Here is a 21007-nt window from a genome sequence, read left to right as displayed (position 1 = left end):
GGGCGGGGCCGGGGCGAGGCGGCGGGCGGCACGGGTTCGTCGGGCTGATCGTGGTCGGGCTGATCGCGCAGCAGGCCGACCCGAGCCGCGACCCCGAGGCTGTAGAGCAGAGAGCGCACCCGGGAGTCGATCTCGTCCCGGATCGGCCGGACGTCCTCGAGCGGCTTCTCCGCCGGGTCGTCGAGCTCCCAGGTGAGGTACCGGGTGTGCGGGTAGATCGGAACAGTGCCGGTGCAGCCCATGCTGATGACGACCGAGGCGGTGCGCACGGCGTCGTCGGTGAGCCGGGTCGGGCAGGCACCGGACAGGTCGATGCCGACCTCGGCCATCGCGGCGACGACCGGGAGATGCAGGGTCGCCGCGGGCGCCGTACCGGCCGATCGGGCCTGCACCCGGCCGCCGCCGTGCTGGTCGAGCAGCGCGGCACCCATCTGGGAGCGCCCCGCGTTGTGCACGCACACGAACAGCACCTCGGGCGGGCGTGCCAGGGGCACCCTGGGCTGGGCCTGGCGCAGCGGGACGGGAGCCACGGGCGACGAGCCGGGCGGGGACGGCGCGCACCCGGTCATCGGAGGCACGGCGTCAGAAGATGCAGGGGGAGTGTCGCCGTTCCGCGCGGCGGGGCTATCTGCAGCACCCGTGCGTGAATTTTTGGCATTCATTTCATCGTACAGGTAGCTTCTCGGTTGTTCGGGGTGATTTCCGCAGGACTTGTGGGTGAGCGGTGGCCGCGCCGGCCGGTGTCAGCCGAGGCCGTCGAGCAGCTCGGGAAGATCGGCGAACGAGTCGATGACGTGGTCGGGGCGCCCGCAGGCCGCGGCGAGGGTGTCGGATCGGAACTTGCCGGTGCGGACCAGCACGCCGGTCAGGCCATGGCGGGCGGCGGCGAGCACGTCGTGCTCGACGTCGTCACCGATCATCACGGCCTCCTCGGGCCGCGAACCGAGCGCGCGCAGCGCCGTGGCGAAGAATTCCGCCGCCGGCTTGCCGACGACGACCGCCGGCCGGCCGAGCGCCTGCTCCAGACCGTGCAGGTAGGCACCGGTGTCGAGCTGGAGCCCGGCTCCGGTACGCCAGAACAGGTTGCGGTGCAGCGCGACGAGCGGCACGCCGGCCGTCGCCCAGGCGAAGACCTGGTTGACCGCCTCGTAGCTGAACTCCGGCCCGGCGCCGCCCAGGACGATGACGTCCGGCCGTTCGCCCGGGGCGGCCAGCGTCACCCCGGCCAGGTCGGTGCTGATGTCCCCGCTGTTGAGGACGTGGCAGCGGGCCCCCGGATGGTGCTGGCGCAGGTAGGTCGCGGCCATGGCCGGCGCGGTGAACACCTCCGCGGGGTCGACGGTGAAACCCGCGTCCACGAGTGCCGCCGCGATCGACGCCCGGTCGCGGGAGGTGGTGTTGGTGACGAAGGCGAGGCCGAGGCCCGCCGCCCGCAGCCGGTCCAACGCCTGCGGCGCGCCGGGCAGCGCCTGCCAGGACACCGCCAGCACGCCGTCGATGTCGATGAGCACGGTCCGGATGCTCCCCATGCGCCGAGACGCTACCGAGACCGCCGGCCCCGCCGGTCGGCGGATGAGCCGGCGCGCCCCGGCGCGATCAGCTCGGCCGCCGGATGTGCGCGGTCATCGGTAGTCCGTCCCGCGGGCGCAGCGTGACCAGCGGCTGCGGAACGACGTCGATGCCGGGCACGGGGTGCAGTGACCAGCGCCGGGCGATCGCGGCGAGCGCCAGCGCGCCCTCGGCGAGCGCGAACGTGTTGCCGATGCACTGGCGGGGACCGCCTCCGAAGGGGAAGTAGGCGAACCGCGGGCGGTCGGGCGCCGCTCCGGCTCCGGCGCTGGTGCCGGAGCCGGTGCCGGAGCTGGAGCTGGAGCTGGAGCTGGAGCCGGCCGCATCCGTGCCGGAGCGCAGCCAGCGGGTGGGATCGAACCGGCCCGGATCCGGCCACCAGCGCTCGTCGCGGTGCACCACCCACTGGCTGAACAGCAGCGTGGAGCCGGCGGGCAGCAGGTGCCCGCCGACTTTGCGGTCCTCGACGAGGTGGCGCCCCATCGCCCAGACGGGGGGGTAGAGCCGCATGGATTCGTTCAGCACGGCCTGGGTGTACGTCAGCCGGGGAAGATCGTCGATCGTCGGAGGTCGCTCGCCCAGCACCGTGTCGAGCTCGGCGTGCAGTTCCCGCTCGGCCTGCGGATTGGCGCCGAGGAGATGAAACGTCCACGACAGCGCGTTCGCCGTGGTCTCGTGGCCGGCGAGCAGCAGCGTCAGCGCCTCGTCGCGGACCTGGGTGTCGTCCATCCGCACGCCGGTCTCGGCGTCCTGGGTGGACAGCAGCAGGCAGAGCAGGTCGTCGCCGGTGGCGCCGGCCGCCCGCCGCCGGGCGATCAGGCCGTAGACCGTGCGATCCAGGGCGTCGCGGGAAGCCCGCCGGCGGCGAGCGGCGGGCAGCGGCAACCGTTCGGCGGCGCCGAAGCCCGGCAGTGCGAGGCGGCCGGCGACCGGCATGTTCTCGTTCAGTGCGGTGCGGACGACCTCGATCAGGGCGTCGTCGAGCGCAACGTCGAACAGGGTCCGCGCGACGATCTCCAACGTCATCTCGGTCATCTCGGCGTGGATGTCGAGGTGCTGGCCGTCGTGCCAGGACCGGGCGGTGGAGTCCGCGATCGCGCTGAACGCGGCGCCATAGCCGGCGATCCGTTGACGGTGGAACAGCGGCTGCATAAGCCGCCGGTTCGTGCGGTGCGCCGGTCCGGAGCTGGTCAGCAGCCCCCGGCCGAGCAGGAGCGACAGCGGCTGGACGACTTTCATGCGCCCGTCGCGACCGCGCCGCGCAGCCCCCTTGCCGTAGGAATGGTGGCCGCCGACCAGCGCGTCGGCGATCGCCTCCGGGTCGCTGACCAGGTAGGCCGACACGGGCCAGGTGGCGAGGTGCACCACCGGGCCGTACTCGCGGCGCAGGTCGAGGAACCGGGTGAGGGGATCGGCCCGCAGCCGGCGCAGGGCAGCCACCGCGTTGCCGGCCGGTCCGGGCACCACCGCCGCCGGGCGTGGTGCCATCCGCGGACCCGGGTGCTCAGCTGACGTGATCAATTCGCTCCTCCTCGGACGGCCTGACCCTCGTCAGGGTGGCCCGTCGGGATGCGAGTCAGATGTGAGCGGGCCGCGGGCCCGGCTACGGGAGCGCGTGGCTACGGACGGCGCCGCCTGGGCGCGGCGCGCCGCCCCCGGCCGCGGCCGCCGGTGTCGGTGGGCCGGCTCGGGAGCTCTCGGCGCCCTCGCGGCGTGAGGCCCGGCCGAGCCGGCGGGCTCTTGATCATCGGCGCATCAGCAGCGAGCCGCCCAGCAGGTAGGCGCCGACCATCTCGAAGTTCGCCGGCGACAGGGTGATGTGCGCGGCCGCGCTGTGCACGTCGCGCAGGCAGCGGTCGAGCCGCCCGCCCGAGCGCAGCGCGCGGGTGCCGGCCATGCTGTGCAGGCTGTCCACGGCCTTGACCGTGTTCTCGCCGACGGTGGCGGCGGCCAGCCTGATCAGCGCGGACAGCTCCTCCCCGCCGATCAGACAGCGCAGGCTGGCATGGTTGGCGGCGTCCTCCAACAGCAGCTCGGCCGCGCGGACCAGCGCGGTGGCGCGGGCAAGGCCGGCCTGGACGGTGTGGCTGGAGCCCAGGGTCTGCGTCCCGCGGGCCGGGACTGTGCCCACCGCTATGCCCGGGAAGGCGCTCAGCGCGTCCTGGGCGATTCCGAGGGCTGTCGACGCGGTGGTGAACGGCCCGAAGTCGTAGTAGGCGATGGGGTAGCCGCGGGAGGGTCGGGCGGCCGGTGGGCGACGCAGCAGCCCGCCGTCGACGGTGAACTCCTCGGGCACGAACAGGTCGTCGACGGTGAAGCTGACGCTTCCCGACCCGCGCAGGCCCGTGGTGAACCAGTCGTCGTCGAAGCGCACCCTGTCGGCGGGGACGAACAGCATCCGGGTCCGCGCGGTCGCCGCCTGCGCCGGGTCGCCCCCCGGGGGATCGGCGGCTGGGTGCGCGCTGGCTGGAGGGTCGTCCGCCGCGGGGTCGCTTCCCACCCAGTCGGACGCGGCGAGGTCCCCTTCGGCGGTGGGACTCTCCTCCGTGACCAGGGAGGCGCAGACGAGCCAGTCGGCGTGGGTGGAGCCGCTGGCGAACGACCAGCGGCCCCGCAGCCGGTAGCCGCCGGGCGCCGGCGCCGCCTGACCGGACGGGTTGATCCCCCCGACCACGAGCCCGTCGCTGTCCTGGAACAGCTGGCAGGCGACCTGTTCCGGCAGGTAGTCCGACATCCGGGAGATCACCCCCTGCACGCCCATCTGCCAGGCGACCGAGGCGTCGACACGGGCGAGGGCCTGCAGGACGGCGGAGCCGGTCCGGACGCTGACGCCGCCACCGCCGAAGGACGGCGATACCCACATGCGGTGAATGTTCTGGTCCCGTAGGGCGGCGATGGCGGCGGGCGGCGTTACCCTTTCTCGTTCGGCCTGCTCGCGATGCCGGACCAGGACGGGAGTGATCTTCTCGACTCGCGAGAGCCACTCGGTCGTCTCTTCGTGGGAGTGTGCGGAGCCGCTCCAGGACACGTCAGATACCTACTCTGCTCGGAATTCGCGTCGGTCTGCGGGTAAAGGCCGGGACGGAAGTGCCGGTAGGATCTTGGCCGGCAGGTTTCCGGCTCTTGGCGGGGACGAGCGGCTGGTTGTCGTTGTTGTTGACGGCTCGATACGCGCCGTCGCCGGATAGCTCGAAGGTGGTCGGCGCCGGGCGGCCACTGGCCGGAGCGGGACGCGCGGCGAGGCGGTGCGTCCCGGCCTGTAGGGGCGCTGAGCTGCGCGGACATCCGCCGTCTCTTCCTTGTCGGGGCAGCCGGCCGCGGGTCGCGACCACTCCGCGGCCGGCATCCAGCCGCATCTACGGTCAGATTCTAGCAATTTAAACGCAGATGCGGACGGATATGGGAACAAGGGTCCGTGGTCGCGGTCCGGTCGGCCGGATTGGACAGTCCAATTGGCCCCAGTGTGACCCGAGCGGTCGGGGGTATTCGTCGGTCGCAACGCTGCCCGAACGACCGGAAGACGATCGTGTGACCCGGGTAACACCGTCGTCATGCAACTCGTCCGATACATGCGCTGGATAAGGTCGATTCATGATCCTTAGTATTCGTAACCGATTCACTGGAATTATTACCGAAATAGTCGATGGCTCGGTCATGGGAACCGTCACCATGAACATTCCTGGCGGCCAGACGCTCACGGCCACGGTCACGATGGATGCAATCAAGGATCTCGGTATCGCCGTCGGTACCGCCGTGGAGGCGCTCGTCAAGTCGACCGACATCGCGGTCGCGACCTCCCAGGTGTCCGGACTGAGTATCCGAAACAAGCTGCAGGGCGCCCTCATCGGCCTCGATTCCGGCGATGCGATGTCGGTCGCCCGGATCAAGGTCGGAGAGGAGATAGAGCTCACCGCGGCGATCACCCGCGCGGCGGCCGAGGAGCTCAAGCTCGAGCCCGGCACCCCGGTCACCGCCTTGATCAAATCTACGGAGGTCTCGCTCTCCGCCGTCTGACGCACCGTTTCGCGCCGACCGGCGCAAGCCGCCGGTCGGCGCGCGGCGCCTCCCGGGCTGCCGCGGCTCCGATCGCCCGCCCCGGCCGCCGGCCGGCGAAGTCACCCGATCCGGGTGTCCCGGGGCGGTTCCGAAAAGGACGCACTGTTACCACGACCCAGGGTGGGTATCTCGTAACGCAGGGTCTGACCATCCGCAATGGGGTGGATCGCACCGGCATGCCCCTCGGCGGTCGCGGTAAGCGTCCATGACATTGACGCACCGTCACCGAATGCGATCCCTGCTTCCGTACATCGATCCAATCTCGTCAGCGGCCCGACGTGTCCGGATGATTCGGGGTGTCCCGGCCCGGCCGCGTGCTTCCGGCGAAAGCCCGACGGAGGCCGTCGACCAGGAAGCGTGGATTCTCGTGGAGATCGCAATCACTGGGGCAACCGGATTTCTGGGTATGCATCTGGTGCGGGAACTACTCGAGCGGAATGCGTCGCTGACGGTTCTGGCCCATGCGGGGTCCGGGGACGCCGCCGGCCGGTTGGCCGGGTTCCTACAGGTCACCGGGGCCAGCCCGCGGCTGGTCGATGAGCTCCCACGGCGGATCGCGGTGGTCGACGTGGACGTGGCCGCGCCGTGCCTCGGCCTTTCCCAGGCCGAATTCAGGCGGGTGGCGGACGGGGTCGACGCCATCTGGCACAGCGCCGCCCTGACGAAGCTCGCCGGCGATCCCACCGAGCTGCATCATGTCAACGTCGACGGCACCCGGAACATGTTGGCGTTGGCGGCGGCGGGCGGGCGGCGGCCGCGTTTCTACCATGTGAGCACGGCATTCGTGGCCGGCCTGAGTCGGGACCCGGTCGTCTACGAGGACCGGCTCGACGCCTCACAGGGGTTCGCCAGCCCGTACGAGCGATCCAAGTACGACGCGGAGGTGGCGGTCCGGCAGTGGTCGGCCGCCAGCGGCCGGCCGGTCGTGGTGTTCCGGCCGAGCGTCCTGGTCAGCCACCGGCCACCGCACCCCGACCTGCCGTCGGACACCCTGGAGGCGGCCGCCCGCTTCATGCTCACGGTCGCCTCGATGGCCGTCGAGAGCAACCTCGTCGACGCCGAGGAGCCGACCGTGCAGACCGTGCGGGTCGTCGGTGACCCGCGGGCACGCTGGAACATGATGGCCGTCGAGGACGCCGTCCACGACATGGTGCGCCTCGCCGAGCGCCCACCGGCCGGCGAAACGACCACTTACCACATCGTCGGCAGCCGCGACCTACCCGTGTCGCTGCCCATCGACCTGCTGGAGAGCTTCCTGCCGGTCCGCGTGGAGCTCGTCGAGCATCCACCGGCCGATCCGACGCCGTTGGAACGGATCATCGGCATGGTGCCCGGGTTCCTCATGTACCTGCGCCACCGCCACGTCTTCGACGACACCCGAACCCGCACAGCGCTCGGCGAGCGGCTCGCCGAGACCCCGGTCGACCGGGACTACCTGCTCTCCGGCCTGGGCATCGCGGACCCGCCCCCGGCCGACCTGCTCGGCTCCGAGCTGCTGACCCGGGCACTGTCCGCCTACGACCCGACGGCCCGGGCAACTCCCGCCCCGCCGACCGACCCCCATCCGCCGACCGACGACGCGGTGCACGCCTACCCGGCCGCGCGGACAGATCCGGCGCCGCGGGTCGAAACCACCCAGGGTTGGAGCAGTCCATGACCATCACCCCCGGACCGTCCCGCGTCGCCGGTGCACCGCCGCGCCGGACACCGGCGCAGACGCTGCGCCGGCCGGTCGCGCGCCGGCCCTACCCGCCGGGCGGCCTCGCCGGCACGGGCGGCCTCGCCGGCACGGGCGAGCCCGGCGGTCGGTCGGGTGCCGGCCCGAGCGCACCGACCTGGCGGCCGGGCCGGCACCCGGCGGCCTTCACCGGGCCGGAGCTGGCCGCCTGCGTACGCGCGGTGCGGGAGCCGGTGCACCTGCTGGCCGTGCCCGGCCGGGGCATCGGTCTGGGACTCGGCGGCGACGTGGGCGCCGGGGATCCCGGCGCAGCGCCGGTGGTGGGCACCCTGCCGGCCCTGTACCCGGAGTGGCTCGGTGACCGATCCTTCGCCGTGGTGCACGGCGTGCGTTTCCCGTACATCGCCGGGGAGATGGCGACCGGCATCGCGACCACCGCGATGGTGACCGCGATGGCCCGTGCCCGGATGCTCGGTTTCTTCGGGTCCGGTGGCCTGGGGCTCGACCGGATCGAGAAGGCCGCCGTCACCCTCGCCGAGACGCTCGCCGGCCAGCCGAACTGGGGCGTCAACCTGCTGCACTCGCCGGGCGACCCGGCGCTGGAGAACATCACCGCCGCGCTGCTGCTGCGCCACGGGGTGCCGTGCGTGTCGGCGTCGGCGTTCATGTCGATCACCCCGGCGGTGGTCCGCTGCGCGGCGACGGGGCTGCGCCGCACGTCCGACGGGCGGGTGGAGCGCCGCACCCGGGTGTTCGCGAAGATCTCCCGGCCCGAGGTCGCGGAGCAGTTCATGTCGCCGCCGCCGGGGGAGATCCTGCGCGCCCTGGTCGACGCCGGGGAGATCACCGCGGTGGAGGCGGAGCTCGCCGCGGGCCTGCCGATCGCCGAGGACATCACGGTCGAGGCGGACAGTGCTGGGCATACCGACGGTCGGCCGATGGCTGTCGTCGTCCCGGCGGTGCAGGCGGTGCGGGACCGGGTCGTCGCCCGTTTCGCCTACCAGCGGCCGGTACGGGTGGGCGCGGCCGGCGGGCTGGGCACGCCGCAGGCGGTCGCGGCGGCCTTCGCGCTCGGCGCCGCCTACGTGCTCACCGGCTCGGTGAACCAGATCAGTGTCGAGTCCGGCCAGTCCGAAGACGCGAAGGCGATGCTCGCCGGTGCCGACCTGGCCGACGTGGCGCTGGCGCCAGCCGCGGACATGTTCGAGCTCGGCGCCAAGGTGCAGGTGCTGGCCCGGGGATCGATGTTCGCCCCCCGGGCGGGCCTGCTGTTCGAGGCCTACCGCCGGCACGACAGCCTGGAGCAGCTTCCCCCCGAACTGCGCGCGAAGCTGGAGCGCGACCTGTTCGGCATGCCCCTGGACGACGTCTGGGCCCGGACCGCCGCGTACTGGGGCGAACGCGACCCCGGCCAGGTGGAACGGGCACTGATCGATCCCAAGCACCGGATGGCGCTGGTGTTCCGGTGGTACCTGGGGAACTCCGGTCGGTGGGCGCTCGCCGGCGAGCAGGGCCGGCGCACCGACTACCAGATCTGGTGCGGCCCGGCGATGGGTGCGTTCAACCGGTGGATCGCCGGCAGCTTCCTCGCACAGCCGGCCGAACGCGGCGTCGTCCAGATCGCCCTGAACCTTCTCGAAGGAGCGGCGGTGGTCACCCGCGCCCATCAGGTGCGCAGCTTCGGGGTGCCGGTGGGTGTCGCTCAGTTCCCGCCGCGCCGGCTGTCCCTCAGCGCCCACGGCTGACCTCGCGGCCGGCCGGTCTGGAAGGAGACACGGACAAGATGTCACGAACGGACTCCCCGCCCCAACCGCCGATCGCGGTCGTCGGAGTGGGTGCCATCATGCCGGGCTCGACGGACGCCGCCGGGTTCTGGAACTCCATCGTCCGCGGCGAGGATCTGATCACCGAGGTGCCGCGCTCCCACTGGCTGGTCGAGGACTACTACGATCCGGACCCGGCCGCGATCGACAAGACCTACGTGCGCCGCGGCTCGTTCCTGCCGACGATCGACTTCGATCCGGCCGAGTTCGGCATCCCGCCGAGCACCGTCCCGGCCACCGACACCGCGCAGCTGTTCGCCCTGAAGGTCGCCGACCAGACGCTGCGCGACGCCCTCGGCGACGAGTACGACACCGCCGACCGCGGCGGCATCGGCTGCATCCTCGGCAGCGGGAACCTGGAACTGCTCAGCGAGATCGACCTGCGGCTGGGCCGCCCCATGTGGTTCAAGGCGCTGCGCGAGCTCGGCTACTCCGACGCCGATGCCCGGCGGACCTGCGACCACGTGCTCAAGGACTATCCGCAGTGGCAGGAGGCCACGCTGCCCGGCGGCCTGGGTAACATCGTCGCCGGTCGGATTGCCAACCGGCTCAACCTGCACGCGGTGAACTACACCGTCGACGCCGCCTGCGCGAGCTCCCTGGCCGCGGTGTCGGCCGGCGTGAACGAGCTCGTCCTCGGCCGCGCCGACATGATCATCTCCGGCGGCGTCGACGCCCTGAACAACCCGTGCACGTTCGTCAGCTTCTGCAAGACGCCGGCACTGTCGCCGACGGAGGACTGCCGGCCGTTCTCCGCACAGGCCGACGGCACCCTGCTCGGTGAGGGCGTCGCAATGGTCGCACTCAAGCGCCTCGACGACGCCCGCCGAGACGGCAACAAGATCTACGCGGTGATCCGCGGGATCGGTTCGTCCTCGGACGGCCGAGGTGCGGCGATCTACGCCCCGGCGCCGGGCGGGCAGGTCAGGGCGGTGCGCGCCGCCTACGCCGACGCCGGCTACGGGCCAGCGACAGTCGAACTCGTCGAGGCGCACGGCACCGGCACCGTCGTCGGGGACCGCACCGAGGTCACCGCGCTGACCGAGGTGTTCGGCGCCGACGAGCGTGCGGACGATCGCCGGTGCGCGCTGGGCTCGGTCAAGTCGCAGATCGGGCACACGAAATCGGCGGCTGGCGCGGCCGGACTGGTCAAGGCCGTGCTCGCCCTGCACCACCACACCCTGCCGCCGACGATCAAGGTGACCGAGCCGAACGCCGACCTGGCGCTCGACTCCAGCCCCTTCTACCTCAACACCGTGTGCCGTCCCTGGGTGCGTCCCGCCGACCATCCGCGGCGGGCCTCGGTGTCGAGCTTCGGGTTCGGCGGCATCAACTTCCACATCGCGCTGGAGGAGGCGCCTGCCCACGCCGGCAACGGATCCGGCGGGTCCGCGCCTCGCCGGCCGCGGGCGGCCGGCAGCGAGCTGATCCTGTTCGGCGCCGAGTCGCCCGAGGAGATCGTCGCAGCGTTGCGGGCGATCGACACCGCCCGGCCCCCCACGGGGATCGCGCGGGCGAGCCGGCGCGAGTTCGACCCCCGTCACCCGGTCCGCCTCGCCCTGGTCGCCGGATCCGCGGAACAACTCGGCACCCGGATCGACCAGGCCGCCAATCTGATCGGCCAGCGGCCACGGGAACCGTTCACGAACCCGCGCGGTCTGCACTATGCGGTCACCACCGACGAGTCCGGCACCGGCATCCCGCCCGCGCCACCGCCGTCGGCGGCCCCGCCGGCGTTCCTGTTCCCCGGCCAGGGCAGCCAGTACGTCGGGATGGGCACGGACGTGGCGCTGCGATACCCCGCCGCGCAGGAGGTCTGGGACCGTTTCGGCGGCCTGCGTTTCGGTGGCACTGCGCTGCACCAGATGGTGTTCCCGCCGCCGACGTTCGACGATGCCGAGCGCGCCGCCCAGCAGAGCACGCTGACCGCCGCCGAATGGGCGCAGCCGGCGATCGCGCTGCACTCACTGGCCCTGCTCGCGGTCCTCGACGGGTACGGGGTGCGCCCGCGATGTGTGGCCGGGCACAGCTTCGGCGAGCTGACCGCCCTGTGCGCCGCCGGCGTCCTCGACGCCGAGTCGCTGATCATCCTCGCCCGTCGGCGCGGCGAAGTGCTGCGTAACACCACCGAGCGGGCCGGCGGGCGGATGCTCGCCGCCGTCGCCTCGAACGACGACGTCGCCGCGGCCCTCGACGGGCTGCCCGACCCGGACGTGTGGGTAGCCAACCGCAACGCGCCGAAGCAGCTCGTGCTGTCCGGCGCCGCAGCCCCGCTGGAGATCGTCCAGGGCAAACTGGCTGCCGAGGGCATCGCCACCCGCTGGCTGGAGACGGCCACCGCCTTCCACAGCCCCCTCGTCGCCGCCGCCCGTGACCCGCTGCGTGCGGTGCTGGACGGCATCGAGATCCACCCCGCGCGGTTCGACGTCGTCGGATGCGCCGACGGCCGGCCATACCCGGACGACCCGGCGCTGATCCGGGAGCGGATCGTCGACCAGCTCACCGCCCAGGTGCTGTTCGTCGACCAGATCGAGACCATGTACGCCGACGGCGTGCGGACCTTCGTCGAGGTGGGCCCCGGCGGCACTCTCACCGGCCTGGTCAACCAGATCCTCGACGGCCGGGAGCACCTCGCGATCAGCCTGGACCGCCGGGGCCAGGACGGCGACGCCATGCTGCAGTCCGCGCTCGGTCAGCTCGCCATCCAGGGCACCCAGCTCACCTTCGACGACCCGCCACCCACCCCGGTCGGTGCGCGGCGACGGAAGCCGGTGATGACGATGCGCATCGACGGATCCAACTACGGCCGCAACTACCCACCGCCGCTGGACGAGCCGTCGCCCAATGGCGACCACGCACCCCGCTCCGCCGCGACCGCCGCTGCCTCGGCTGCCGCGGTGGCCACCCCCACGGTGCCGGCCCCGGCGACGGCCGACGACGTGACCGCCCCGCCGCCTCCCACCGCGCTGCCCACCGCACAGCCGGGCCCGATCGCCGTCGACGGCGCCATCCCGACCGCGCCGACCGCGCCGACCGCGCCTGCCGCGCCTGCCGCGGAACCGGCGACGCCGCCGGGACCCTCGCCGCGGGCCACGGAAACCGCGGTGGCAGCACCGATGGCCGCGCCGCCGGCCGCCGAGCCGATGCCGGCGCCGCCGCCCGCGGAGCCGATGCCGGCTGCGTCGTGGCTGGCGGAGCCGGGAGCCACCGCTGCCGAGATGGCGACCCCAGCGGTCGCCGCGGCCGAGGCGAGCGCCACGGCGCCGCCCGCGGCTGTGCCGGTGACTGCCGCGCAGTGGTCGGTGGCCGCGCCGACACCCGGCGTGGCCCTGGCAGGTGATGTCGTCGCCGGGCCGGGCCAGTGGCCCGCGTTCGTCGAGGCCCACCGGCAGACCGCCCAGGTTCAGGCCGCCTACCAGCAACTGATGACCGAGGCACAGGTGGAGTTCCTGCGCACCTCGGAGGCCATCTGCGCCCGGCTCGCCGGCGCGCCAGTGACCATTTCCCCGGCGGCCGGATATCTGCCGGCCACACCTGCGACGACCCCCGCCGCGCTGCCACCGGCGGTCGCGCCGACGGCGTCGATGCCGGCGACGGCCACGCCGCCGTCCCCACTCGCCCGGCCACCGTCCGCCGTCGTGGCGCCGTCCGTCGTGGCGCCGTCCGTCGTGGCGCCGTCCGTCGTGGCGCCGTCTGTGGCGTCGTCCGTGGCGACGGCGGATGGTGCGATTCCGGTGCCGCCCGCTTCCGCTGGTCAGTTGGCCGTCGGCCCGCCCGCCGCCGACTCGGCACTGCCCGCCGTCGCTCTGGCGCCGGCCGGTGATGCTCTGACATCGGCCGGTGACGAGGTTGTGGGCGCGTCCGCGCCGCGCAGCGTCGAAGAGCTGGAGGCGTTGCTGCTTGACGTCGTCGCGGAGCGCACCGGATATCCCGTCGCGGCGCTGGCGATGGACATGGAGCTGGAAGGTGATCTCGGCATCGACTCGCTGAAGAAGGTCGAGATCCTCTCCGCGCTGCGCCAGCACGTCGGCGAGATCGGGGTCGACGTCAGCGAGAGCGACGCCCTGGCCCGGCTCACCGCGCTGCGCACCCTGGGCGAGGTCGTCGACCTTATGCGCAACCAGCCCGGCGTCCCGGAACCGGCAGCGCCCGCAGCCATCCCGGAGTTCGCCGAGAGCCTCACCGGGGACGCGTCGGAGACCATGGCGGCCACGCCGATGCAGGGCCCGACGGGCGTGGCGGCTGATGCCCCCTTTCCGGCCGGCTCCGCGGAAGGGACCGCCGGCTGGCAGCCGCTGACCCGGCTCGTGCCGCAGGTCAGGCCCGTCGCTGCCCCGGGGCTCGAGCCCCTCGGGCTGGGAGCGGGGCCGCTGACGATTGTCGACGGCGGCAGCGGCATGGGGTCCGCGCTCGCCGACGAGCTCGACCGCCATGGCATCCGCGCGGTTGTCACCGACGAAGCGCCACCCGCCGGTGCCGGTGCAACGCCCGGCGGGCTGCCCGCCGACGTCGGCGGGGTGATCCTGCTCGGCGGGCTGGCGGACGTCGACTCGGTCGAGCAGGCCCTCGACCGGCAGAAGGAGGCCTTCGGCTGGGCGCGGGCCATGGCGGCCTCGCCGGCCGTGCACGGCGGGTTGTTCGTCACCGTGCAGGACACCGGCGCGGACCTTGGTCTCGACGGCCGGCAGGGGGAACGGGCCTGGCTCGGCGGACTGGCCGCGCTGGCCCGCACCGCCGGCGCGGAGTGGCCGGACGCGGCGGTCCGGGCGATCGACTGCGAGCGTGCTGGACGCGACCCGGCGCGACTCGCCGCCGTCCTCGCCCACGAGCTGCGCCAGGGCGGGATGACCCCGGTCGTCGGCCTGCGCGCCGACGGCACCCGCATCGTCCCGGGGGTGGTACCGACCCCCGCGACGCCGGCCGACGCGCATCCGCTGCGCCTCGCACCGGGCGCGGTGGTCGTCGCCACCGGCGGCGCCCGCGGGGTGACGGCCGCATCCATGATCGAACTGGCTCGGTCCTGCCAGCCGCGGCTGGTGCTGCTGGGCCGCACGCCCCTGCTCGACGAGCCCGACGGGCTCGCCGCCGCGACCGACGAGCCGTCGCTGGTCCGGCTGCTGGCGGGGCGTGACGGTTCGGCGGGTGGACCGGCCCGGCTGCGGGCGCAGGCACAGGAGATCCTCGCCGTCCGGGAGGTGCGCGCGACCCTCGCCACCCTGCGCCGCGCTGGTTCGCAGGTCCGTTACCTGTCAGTGGACGTGAGAGATCACCACGCGGTCGCCCGAGTCCTGGACGAGGTCCGGGCGGACTGGGGGCCGATCAGCGGGCTCATCCACGGCGCCGGCACGCTCGCCGACAAACTGCTCGTGGACAAGACCGACGACGCCTTCGACCGGGTTTTCGACACGAAGGTGCGGGGCCTGCGGACACTGCTCGACGTGCTCGTCGACGACCCGGTGGAGCTGCTGTGCCTGTTCTCCTCGGTGGCCGGCTGGTTCGGCAACGCCGGTCAGGCCGACTACGCCATGGCGAACGCGACCCTGGACCAGGTCGCCGCCGCCTGGCGGGCCGCGCACCCGGACTGCCTGGTCCGCTCGATCGCCTGGGGCCCGTGGGCAGGCGGGATGGTCGGGCCGCTGCTCGCCGAGGTCTTCGCCAGTCGGGGGGTGCCGACAATCCCGGTCGCGCAGGGCGCGGCCGCGTTCGTCGACGAGATCACCGGCCCGCATAGCGCCGGGACGCAGCCGCGGATCCTGCTCGGTGCCGGCGGCCCCGAGGCGCTCGGGGCTGGCGCTGGCGCAGGGTTCGGGCCGTCGGCCGCCCGGCGGATCCTCGGCCAGCTCTCGGTGCACGAACGCACCCATCCCTGGCTGAGCGACCACAGCCCGGCCGACATCGCGGTGCTGCCGCTCGCGATGGCGCTCGACTGGCTCGCCCGCGGCGCCCGTGCCTTGCGCGGCGACGGCGAGGGCGAGGGCGGGATGGTGCTGCGCGACCTGCGGGTTCTTCGCAAGATCGCCTTCCCGCATCTGGCCGACACCGGGCACGAGCTGTTCGTCAGCGTCGCCGGATCCGACCCGCGGCGCGACGGCGACCCGTCCGGCGCCGCCACCGCGCCGCTTCCGGTGCTGCGTATCGACGACGCCGACGGCATGCCCCACTACCAGGCCAGGCTCGACCCGGCTCGGCCGCAGCCGGTGCCCGCGTCGGCGTGGCCGACGCCGGAGGGCCTGGCCGAGAAGGCAGCCGAGGTGTCGACGTGCCGGGACCTGATCTACCGCAGCGACGCCCTGTTCCACGGCCCCCGTTTCCAGGCGATCCAGTGGCTCAGGGGAATGTCGGAGCACGGCGCCGAAGGATCGGTCGTCGGCGTCGGTGAACTGGCGTGGGGGCTCGACGACTGGTACTTCGACGTCGCCGGCCTCGACGGCGGGATGCAGCTCGCCGGGCTGTGGGCCTGGCGGGTGCTCGGCGGTGCGCTGCCCGTCGCCGTGCGCGAGTGCCGCATCCACCGGCCGGGCCTGATGACCGGCGCGGCCCGCAGCGTCGTCACCGCCCGGGAGATCGACAACATCCATGCCCTGTGCGACGTGGTGATCCTGGACGACGACGCCGCCCGGATCGAACTGCTCGGGGTGGAGCTGGTCCGTCGCCCGGACTGGATGCCCTCGTCCTGACGCCCGGTCCGGCGTGATGGGCAGGTGTGCTCTCCTGCCCATCACGCCGGCCTGTTCAGCTCATGAGCGCTTCGTCCTGAGGGTCGTAAACGACCAGGCCGAGGGAACGAGCGATGCCGGCGATGAACCTGACCACGTCCGGCCCACCGTGCCAGGACATCGTGATGTAGATGAACTCGCCGTCGGCCTGGCTGGCCAGATCGCCATCAGCCGGGCCCTCCCAGATCGGCTCCTGCTGGGGGAACTCGGCGCGCATGCGCCGAATCAGTTCGACCAGCTCGGGGCAGGCCGGTTCGAGGGCATCCGACTCCCATCGCTGCTCGGACTGGTCTATCCGGCGTTCGTACTCGGCCGCCGCCTCCTCGCCGGTCAGGGAACCGGCGTGCCGCCAAACAGCTACGTCGTAGGTCATAGCCGGATCATGGTGTTCTGCGCAGCCGCGCCGCGTGCCGGGCTCCGGCGAGAGCCCACCTCCTTGACCACGGCTACGCCGAACGCCCGTCCACAATGCCGGCGTCCGCCCAGGGGACGCCGTCGCGTTCGTCGAGGCGCAGGGCGAGGCTGTAGCCGACGAGGACGATCAGGTGCAGCAGGAACAGCCAGAAGCCGACCGCGACGGCCCCGCCGATGGCGCGGAAGCCGCCGAACGGCAGGCCCAGGTTCAGATGGAACGACAGGAACAGCACGAACCCCTGCACGAAGCCGGCGACGAACGACCCGGTCGCCGCCGCCGCCCACAGCGTCGCCGCCCAGCCCGGCCGGCCCGGCCCCACCACCCGGAAGACGATCATCAACGTCGCGGTCAACACCAGCCAGTCGACCGTGAACGCGACGACCACTCCCAGCCCCGCCGAGACGTCGCTCTCGGCGAACAGCCGCGCGAGAGTCGGCGTCACGAGCAGCACCGGCAGCAGCAGCACCGGGGCGGCGGCGAGTAACGGCATGACGCCGAGGCGACCCCGCCACCCAACGAGACCCTCGGTCGTTCCGGCGAGCCTGACGAAGGCCCGTCGCAGCCCCTCGCCGTAGAAGGTGGCGGGCACCACGGCGGCCACGACGACCAGCGGCGACATCGTCAGCGCCGCGTCGAACGCGGCGAGCACGACCGCCGGGGCGCCGAGACCGCCCGGCAGCGCGTCGGCCAGGGAACGGCCGAGCTCCGCCGTGCTCGGCCGGCCCAGCAGCCGGCCGAGCAGGTTGACGGCCACCAGCATCCCGGGAACGACCGCGATCGCCGCGTAGTAGGTGACACCCGCCGCGAGCAGCGCGAGGTCGTGGCCGCGCAGCGCGCCGACCACGTCCCGCCCCAGCACCCTCAGCCAGCGCAGCCTCATAACCAGCGCAGCCTCATAACCAGCGCACCTCACCAGCCAGCGCAGCCTCAGCGATCAGCGATCAGCGCAGCCTCAGCACATCTCCGCCGTCAGTCAGCCGGCGGTTCTCATCCTGCCTGCCCGGCCCTGCGCGGTGGTTACTCGATGACCCGAAGGGTTGAGGGAACGTCCATCCGGCGGATCCGGCGGGCTGCGGCCAGCGGCGCGACCGCCACCGCGCCGACGCCGAACAGGACGATGACGGCCAGGGTGCGTCCCGACAGGATCGCCTGCACGCCGAGGTCGGGCAGCGTCTCGGCGAGCAGCACCTCCACGGTGTAGCGCAGCGCCCAGTAGCCGGCGGCGATCCCCAGCAGCGTCCCGACCAGGCCCATCACCGCGCTCTCGGCGACGGTCAGAGCGAGCACGGTGCGGGTGGACAGGCCGTAGGCGAGCATCGTCGCGTGCTCGCGGCGCCGCTCGTCCACGGCGATGCTCATCGCGTTGTAGGCGATGAGCGCGGCCAGCAGGAGCACCACCACCTCTCCGATCCGCAGGATCCCGACGAAGCTGCGCAGCAGGGTCCGGATCTCCTCGATGCTCGCCGTCGCCGATGCCACCGACGCGACCCCCGGGATCGCCGCCAGCGCACGGGTCGCCGCGTCCCGCCCGTACCCGGGAGCGGGCTGGACGACGAGGACGTTCGTCGTGCCGGCGAGCCGGAACGAGCCGGCGTCGGCGTTGTCGAGGAACACCACCGAGCGCACCGGGAAGCCGTGGATGCCGGCGATCCGCAGCGGCGTGTCGACGGTCCGATAGCCCGTGCCGACCCGCTGCGGATGCCGCAGTGTGATCGTGTCGCCGGGGCGGACGCCCAGGTCGTGGGCGGCCTTCTCGGCGATCAGCACGCCGCCGGTGCGGGACCCGGAGACGACGGAAGGCGACCACAAGCCGTGCCCGATGTCGAGGATGTAGGTGAGCACATCGATGGGCTCGGCCGTCGCGTCGCTGCCGTTCCCGTTCCCGCGCCCGCTTCCGGCCCCGTTCCCGCGCCCGCTTCCGGCCCCGGCGGCGGCGAAGATGCGGCTGGGCAGCGCCAGCGTCGGGTCGGTTTCGGTGACGGCGGGGGAGCGGCGCACGGCGGTCACCGTCGGCGAGGACACCGGCTCGACCCGGGGCAGTATCACTCGCAGTCGGTTGGGGGCGCTGGTCGTCAGGTCCCTCTCGGCCCGGTTGGTGGTGCGGGTGAAGGTGTCCAGCTCGCCGGTGAACACCACCAGAGCCGTGATCACCGCGGCGATCGCGATGGCGGTGAGCAGCAGCCGGCGCGGGGCGCGTGTCAGGTTACGCAGCGGCATCTGGGCGAGGCTGCCCCCTGGCAGTCGAAGGCGCCCGAGTGGCCCCGACCCGCCGGCCACGGCGCTGGCCCGGATCGCCTGGACCGGCTCCACCCGCACCGCCCGCCACACCGGTGGCAGGGCGGCGAGCACCGGCAGGACCAGACCCACGGCCGCCGCCCGGGCGAACACCCCGACCTGGAAGTTCGTGTGCCACACCGGCAGCGGCCACACCCCGCGCAGCAGCGCACCCATCGCGGCTCCCACGATGAGGCCCACCACGACGCCGGCGACCACGCCGAGCACCCCGACCTGGACGCCCAGCAGCAGTGGGCGCAGGGCAAGCCGCCGCGGCGGCACCCCGAGGGCCATCCCGATGCCGATCTCCCGGCGCTGCGCGTCGACGACCCGTCCCACCAGGTTGAAGGCGGCGAACACGGCGCCGATCAGGACGACCACGGCCAGCACGTCCCACAGCCGCTGGTCGCTGTTCACCTCGGCGTAGAGGATTCGCCGGGTCTGGATGTCGTCCCGGTCGCTCACCGTCACGTTGGTGCCCGGCAGCGCCGCGGACAGGGCCTGGGACAGCTCGGCGGTGAACGCGCCGGTGTCCGTGCCCGGCCGCAGGGTGAGCACCAGGTCGTTGACGGCGCCGGGTTGCCCGGTGAGCCGCTGCGCGGTCGGCAGCGACAGGTAGAGCACCCCGAAGCCGGACTGGGTGACCAGACCCGGCTGCTCCCCGGGCAGGATGAAGTACTCCGGCGACTGCCCCTGCCCGACGTAGCGCACCTGGCCGCCGCCGCTGGTCCGCACGGTGCCGCTCGGGGGCAGGTGGTTCGCAAGGGCGAAGGTGCGGTCCAGGACGCCGACGTCGCGTCCCTGGTCGGCAGGGACGAGCCCACGCCCCCGGGCCACCGACACCGCGTCGACCGGCGGCCGGGCGGTCAGGTCGATGCCGACCAGCTCACCACGGGAGAGCACGGTGTGCCCGGGGCGGGAGGCGTCGATCTCGGTCGGCAGCACCAGCCGTTCGACGTTGCCGGTGACGGCCGCCGCGGACGGCAACGACCGGACCACCGCCGCGAGCCGCCCCTGCGCCACCGTGGCCCCGGCCCCGGCCCCGACGGCGACGCGCACGTCGTGGACGTTCAGCCGGGCGTAGCTGGCGTCGTAGGACTGCCGCCGCCACTGCGAGGAGCTGGTCAGCCCGGCGTAGAGCCCCGTGCCGAGGCCGATCATGATCGCGATCGCGACCACGAGCAGCAGGCGTTGGCGCAGCTCACGCAGCGACCAGCGCCACCACAGCCCAGGCGATTTCATCCGTCCGCCCGCTTACCTGGTCACCAGCGCAGCTCCGCCACCGGCATCCGGCCGCCGGGCGGCGGACCGTCGTGGACGATCCGCCCGCCGGACAGCTCGACCACCCGGTCCGCGATCCGGGCGATCTCCCGGTTGTGGGTGACGACAAGGACGGTCCGGCCCTGCGCGGACTGGCCGCGCAGCAGCTCCAGGATGCGCACGCCGGTGGTGAAGTCCAGTTCTCCGGTCGGCTCGTCGGCGAGCAGGATCGGATTGCCGGTGGCGATGGCGCGGGCGATCGCCACCCGCTGCTGCTCCCCGCCGGAGAGCTGGTGCGGGAAGTGCGTGGCGCGCTCGGCGAGTCCGACACCGACGAGCACCTCGTCGGTGACGTCGCCGGCCCGGTCCCGCCCGGCGACGTCCGCGCCGAAGCGGACGTTTTCCCGCGCGGTGAGCGCCGGGAAGAGGTTGAACGACTGGAACACGAAGCTGACCGCCTGGCGGCGGACCTCCCGCCGGATCCGCCGGGACGCACGGGTGACATCGACGCCTTCCAGCCGCACCGTGCCGGTGGTAGGAGTGTCCAGCGTGCCGATCACGTTGAGCAACGTCGTCTTGCCGCAGCCCGACGGCCCCAGGATCACCAGCAGACAGTGCGAGCCGACCCGCAGGGTGACGTCCGCGAGCGCCGTGACGCCGGTCGTCCCGCCGTCGTAACGCTTCCCGACGCCCTCCAGGTCGATGCGGACCGCCTCGGCGGCACCAGGTTCTTCGGTGGCACCGGGCTTCTCGGCTGCTGCCCGGGGGGCCCCGGCGATCCCGGGCTCTCCGGCCGTGGTGGTTTCCCGACCCGCCGGGCTACCGGGCAACGCCACGCTCGGCCCCCTGTCGTCGTGCTCGCCGGGCTCCGGTCGCGCGGGGCCCGGGTCAGTATCGGCGCGCCCGGCATGACGCAGGGGGAACCGGCCGGTGGCCGGATTGTGCGTGCCACCGGGCAACGCCCCACGAATCCGACGGCATCCACCGGGGTCCGCCGTCGGGCACGGCGGACCCCGGTGGATGGGGGTCCGGCGGCGGCGCCGCGCATCCGCCGGCGCCCCTGGCGGATGGGGGTGACGCGGCGGCCGCCACCGGTGGGGGAGTGGTCAGCGGAGGGTAGCCGTGGTGGAGGAGGAGGGTGGCTGCCCGCCGGTGGGCGCCATGACGGACCCGCTCTCCGGTGGGGGTTCCGGGGGGTCGGACGCCGGCGCTGGGA

At 73.2% G+C, this 21007-nt stretch carries 12 protein-coding genes; 4 read left to right on the top strand and 8 right to left on the bottom strand.

Features of this window, described 5'->3' with window-relative positions; all coding sequences use genetic code 11:
- The 4 genes from NBZ83_RS34605 to NBZ83_RS16355 form a co-directional block, all read right to left on the bottom strand.
- A partial coding sequence (locus tag NBZ83_RS34605) for an arsenate reductase/protein-tyrosine-phosphatase family protein (protein WP_308203798.1) occupies positions 1-530 on the bottom strand: 530 nt, incomplete at its 3' end.
- A 213-nt stretch (positions 531-743) separates the two neighbouring features.
- Positions 744-1529, bottom strand: a complete 786-nt coding sequence (locus NBZ83_RS16365; RefSeq protein ID WP_261567154.1) for an HAD-IIA family hydrolase — start codon at positions 1527-1529, stop codon at positions 744-746.
- 67 nt (positions 1530-1596) lie between these two features.
- Positions 1597-3057, bottom strand: a complete 1461-nt coding sequence (locus tag NBZ83_RS16360) for a cytochrome P450 (RefSeq protein ID WP_261575323.1) — start codon at positions 3055-3057, stop codon at positions 1597-1599.
- A 256-nt stretch (positions 3058-3313) separates the two neighbouring features.
- On the bottom strand, positions 3314-4597 hold the full coding sequence (locus tag NBZ83_RS16355; protein WP_261567155.1) for an acyl-CoA dehydrogenase family protein: 1284 nt from the start codon (positions 4595-4597) through the stop codon (positions 3314-3316).
- 563 nt (positions 4598-5160) lie between these two features.
- Between NBZ83_RS16355 and NBZ83_RS16350 the strand changes: the two genes are divergently transcribed.
- The 4 genes from NBZ83_RS16350 to NBZ83_RS16335 all read left to right on the top strand — a co-directional run bounded on the left by NBZ83_RS16350 (position 5161) and on the right by NBZ83_RS16335 (position 15803).
- The gene (locus NBZ83_RS16350) at positions 5161-5583 is read left to right on the top strand and encodes a TOBE domain-containing protein (RefSeq protein WP_261567156.1); all 423 of its coding nucleotides are present in this window, start codon (positions 5161-5163) and stop codon (positions 5581-5583) included.
- 328 nt (positions 5584-5911) lie between these two features.
- Complete coding sequence (locus NBZ83_RS16345; RefSeq protein WP_261567157.1) at positions 5912-7282, top strand: SDR family oxidoreductase; 1371 nt, start codon at positions 5912-5914, stop codon at positions 7280-7282.
- Positions 7279-9048, top strand: coding sequence for a PfaD family polyunsaturated fatty acid/polyketide biosynthesis protein (locus tag NBZ83_RS16340; RefSeq protein ID WP_261567158.1), 1770 nt, complete (start codon positions 7279-7281; stop codon positions 9046-9048). The genes NBZ83_RS16345 and NBZ83_RS16340 overlap by 4 nt, the downstream gene beginning before the upstream one ends.
- Positions 9049-9086: 38 nt before the next feature.
- Positions 9087-15803 carry a type I polyketide synthase gene (locus tag NBZ83_RS16335; RefSeq protein WP_261575322.1) on the top strand — a complete coding sequence of 2239 codons (6717 nt, stop codon included), beginning with the start codon at positions 9087-9089 and terminating at the stop codon, positions 15801-15803.
- A gap of 55 nt (positions 15804-15858) precedes the next feature.
- Here the strand turns inward: NBZ83_RS16335 and NBZ83_RS16330 are convergent, their stop codons facing one another.
- The 4 genes from NBZ83_RS16330 to NBZ83_RS16315 all read right to left on the bottom strand — a co-directional run bounded on the left by NBZ83_RS16330 (position 15859) and on the right by NBZ83_RS16315 (position 20627).
- Positions 15859-16215: a hypothetical protein gene (locus NBZ83_RS16330; protein ID WP_261567160.1), complete on the bottom strand. Its 357-nt coding sequence runs from the start codon at positions 16213-16215 to the stop codon at positions 15859-15861.
- A 73-nt stretch (positions 16216-16288) separates the two neighbouring features.
- Positions 16289-17137, bottom strand: a complete 849-nt coding sequence (locus NBZ83_RS16325; protein ID WP_261567161.1) for a YhjD/YihY/BrkB family envelope integrity protein — start codon at positions 17135-17137, stop codon at positions 16289-16291.
- Positions 17138-17274: 137 nt separating this feature from the next.
- Positions 17275-19773, bottom strand: coding sequence for an ABC transporter permease (locus NBZ83_RS16320; protein ID WP_261567162.1), 2499 nt, complete (start codon positions 19771-19773; stop codon positions 17275-17277).
- A gap of 20 nt (positions 19774-19793) precedes the next feature.
- Positions 19794-20627 carry an ABC transporter ATP-binding protein gene (locus tag NBZ83_RS16315; protein WP_261567163.1) on the bottom strand — a complete coding sequence of 278 codons (834 nt, stop codon included), beginning with the start codon at positions 20625-20627 and terminating at the stop codon, positions 19794-19796.
- Positions 20628-21007: the final 380 nt, after the last annotated feature.

This window comes from Frankia gtarii (assembly GCF_025403375.1).
Lineage (GTDB): Bacteria > Actinomycetota > Actinomycetes > Frankiales > Frankiaceae > Frankia > Frankia gtarii.
Note: the sequence above shows the minus strand (reverse complement) of the source record. Positions and strands in the feature narration are given on the sequence as shown.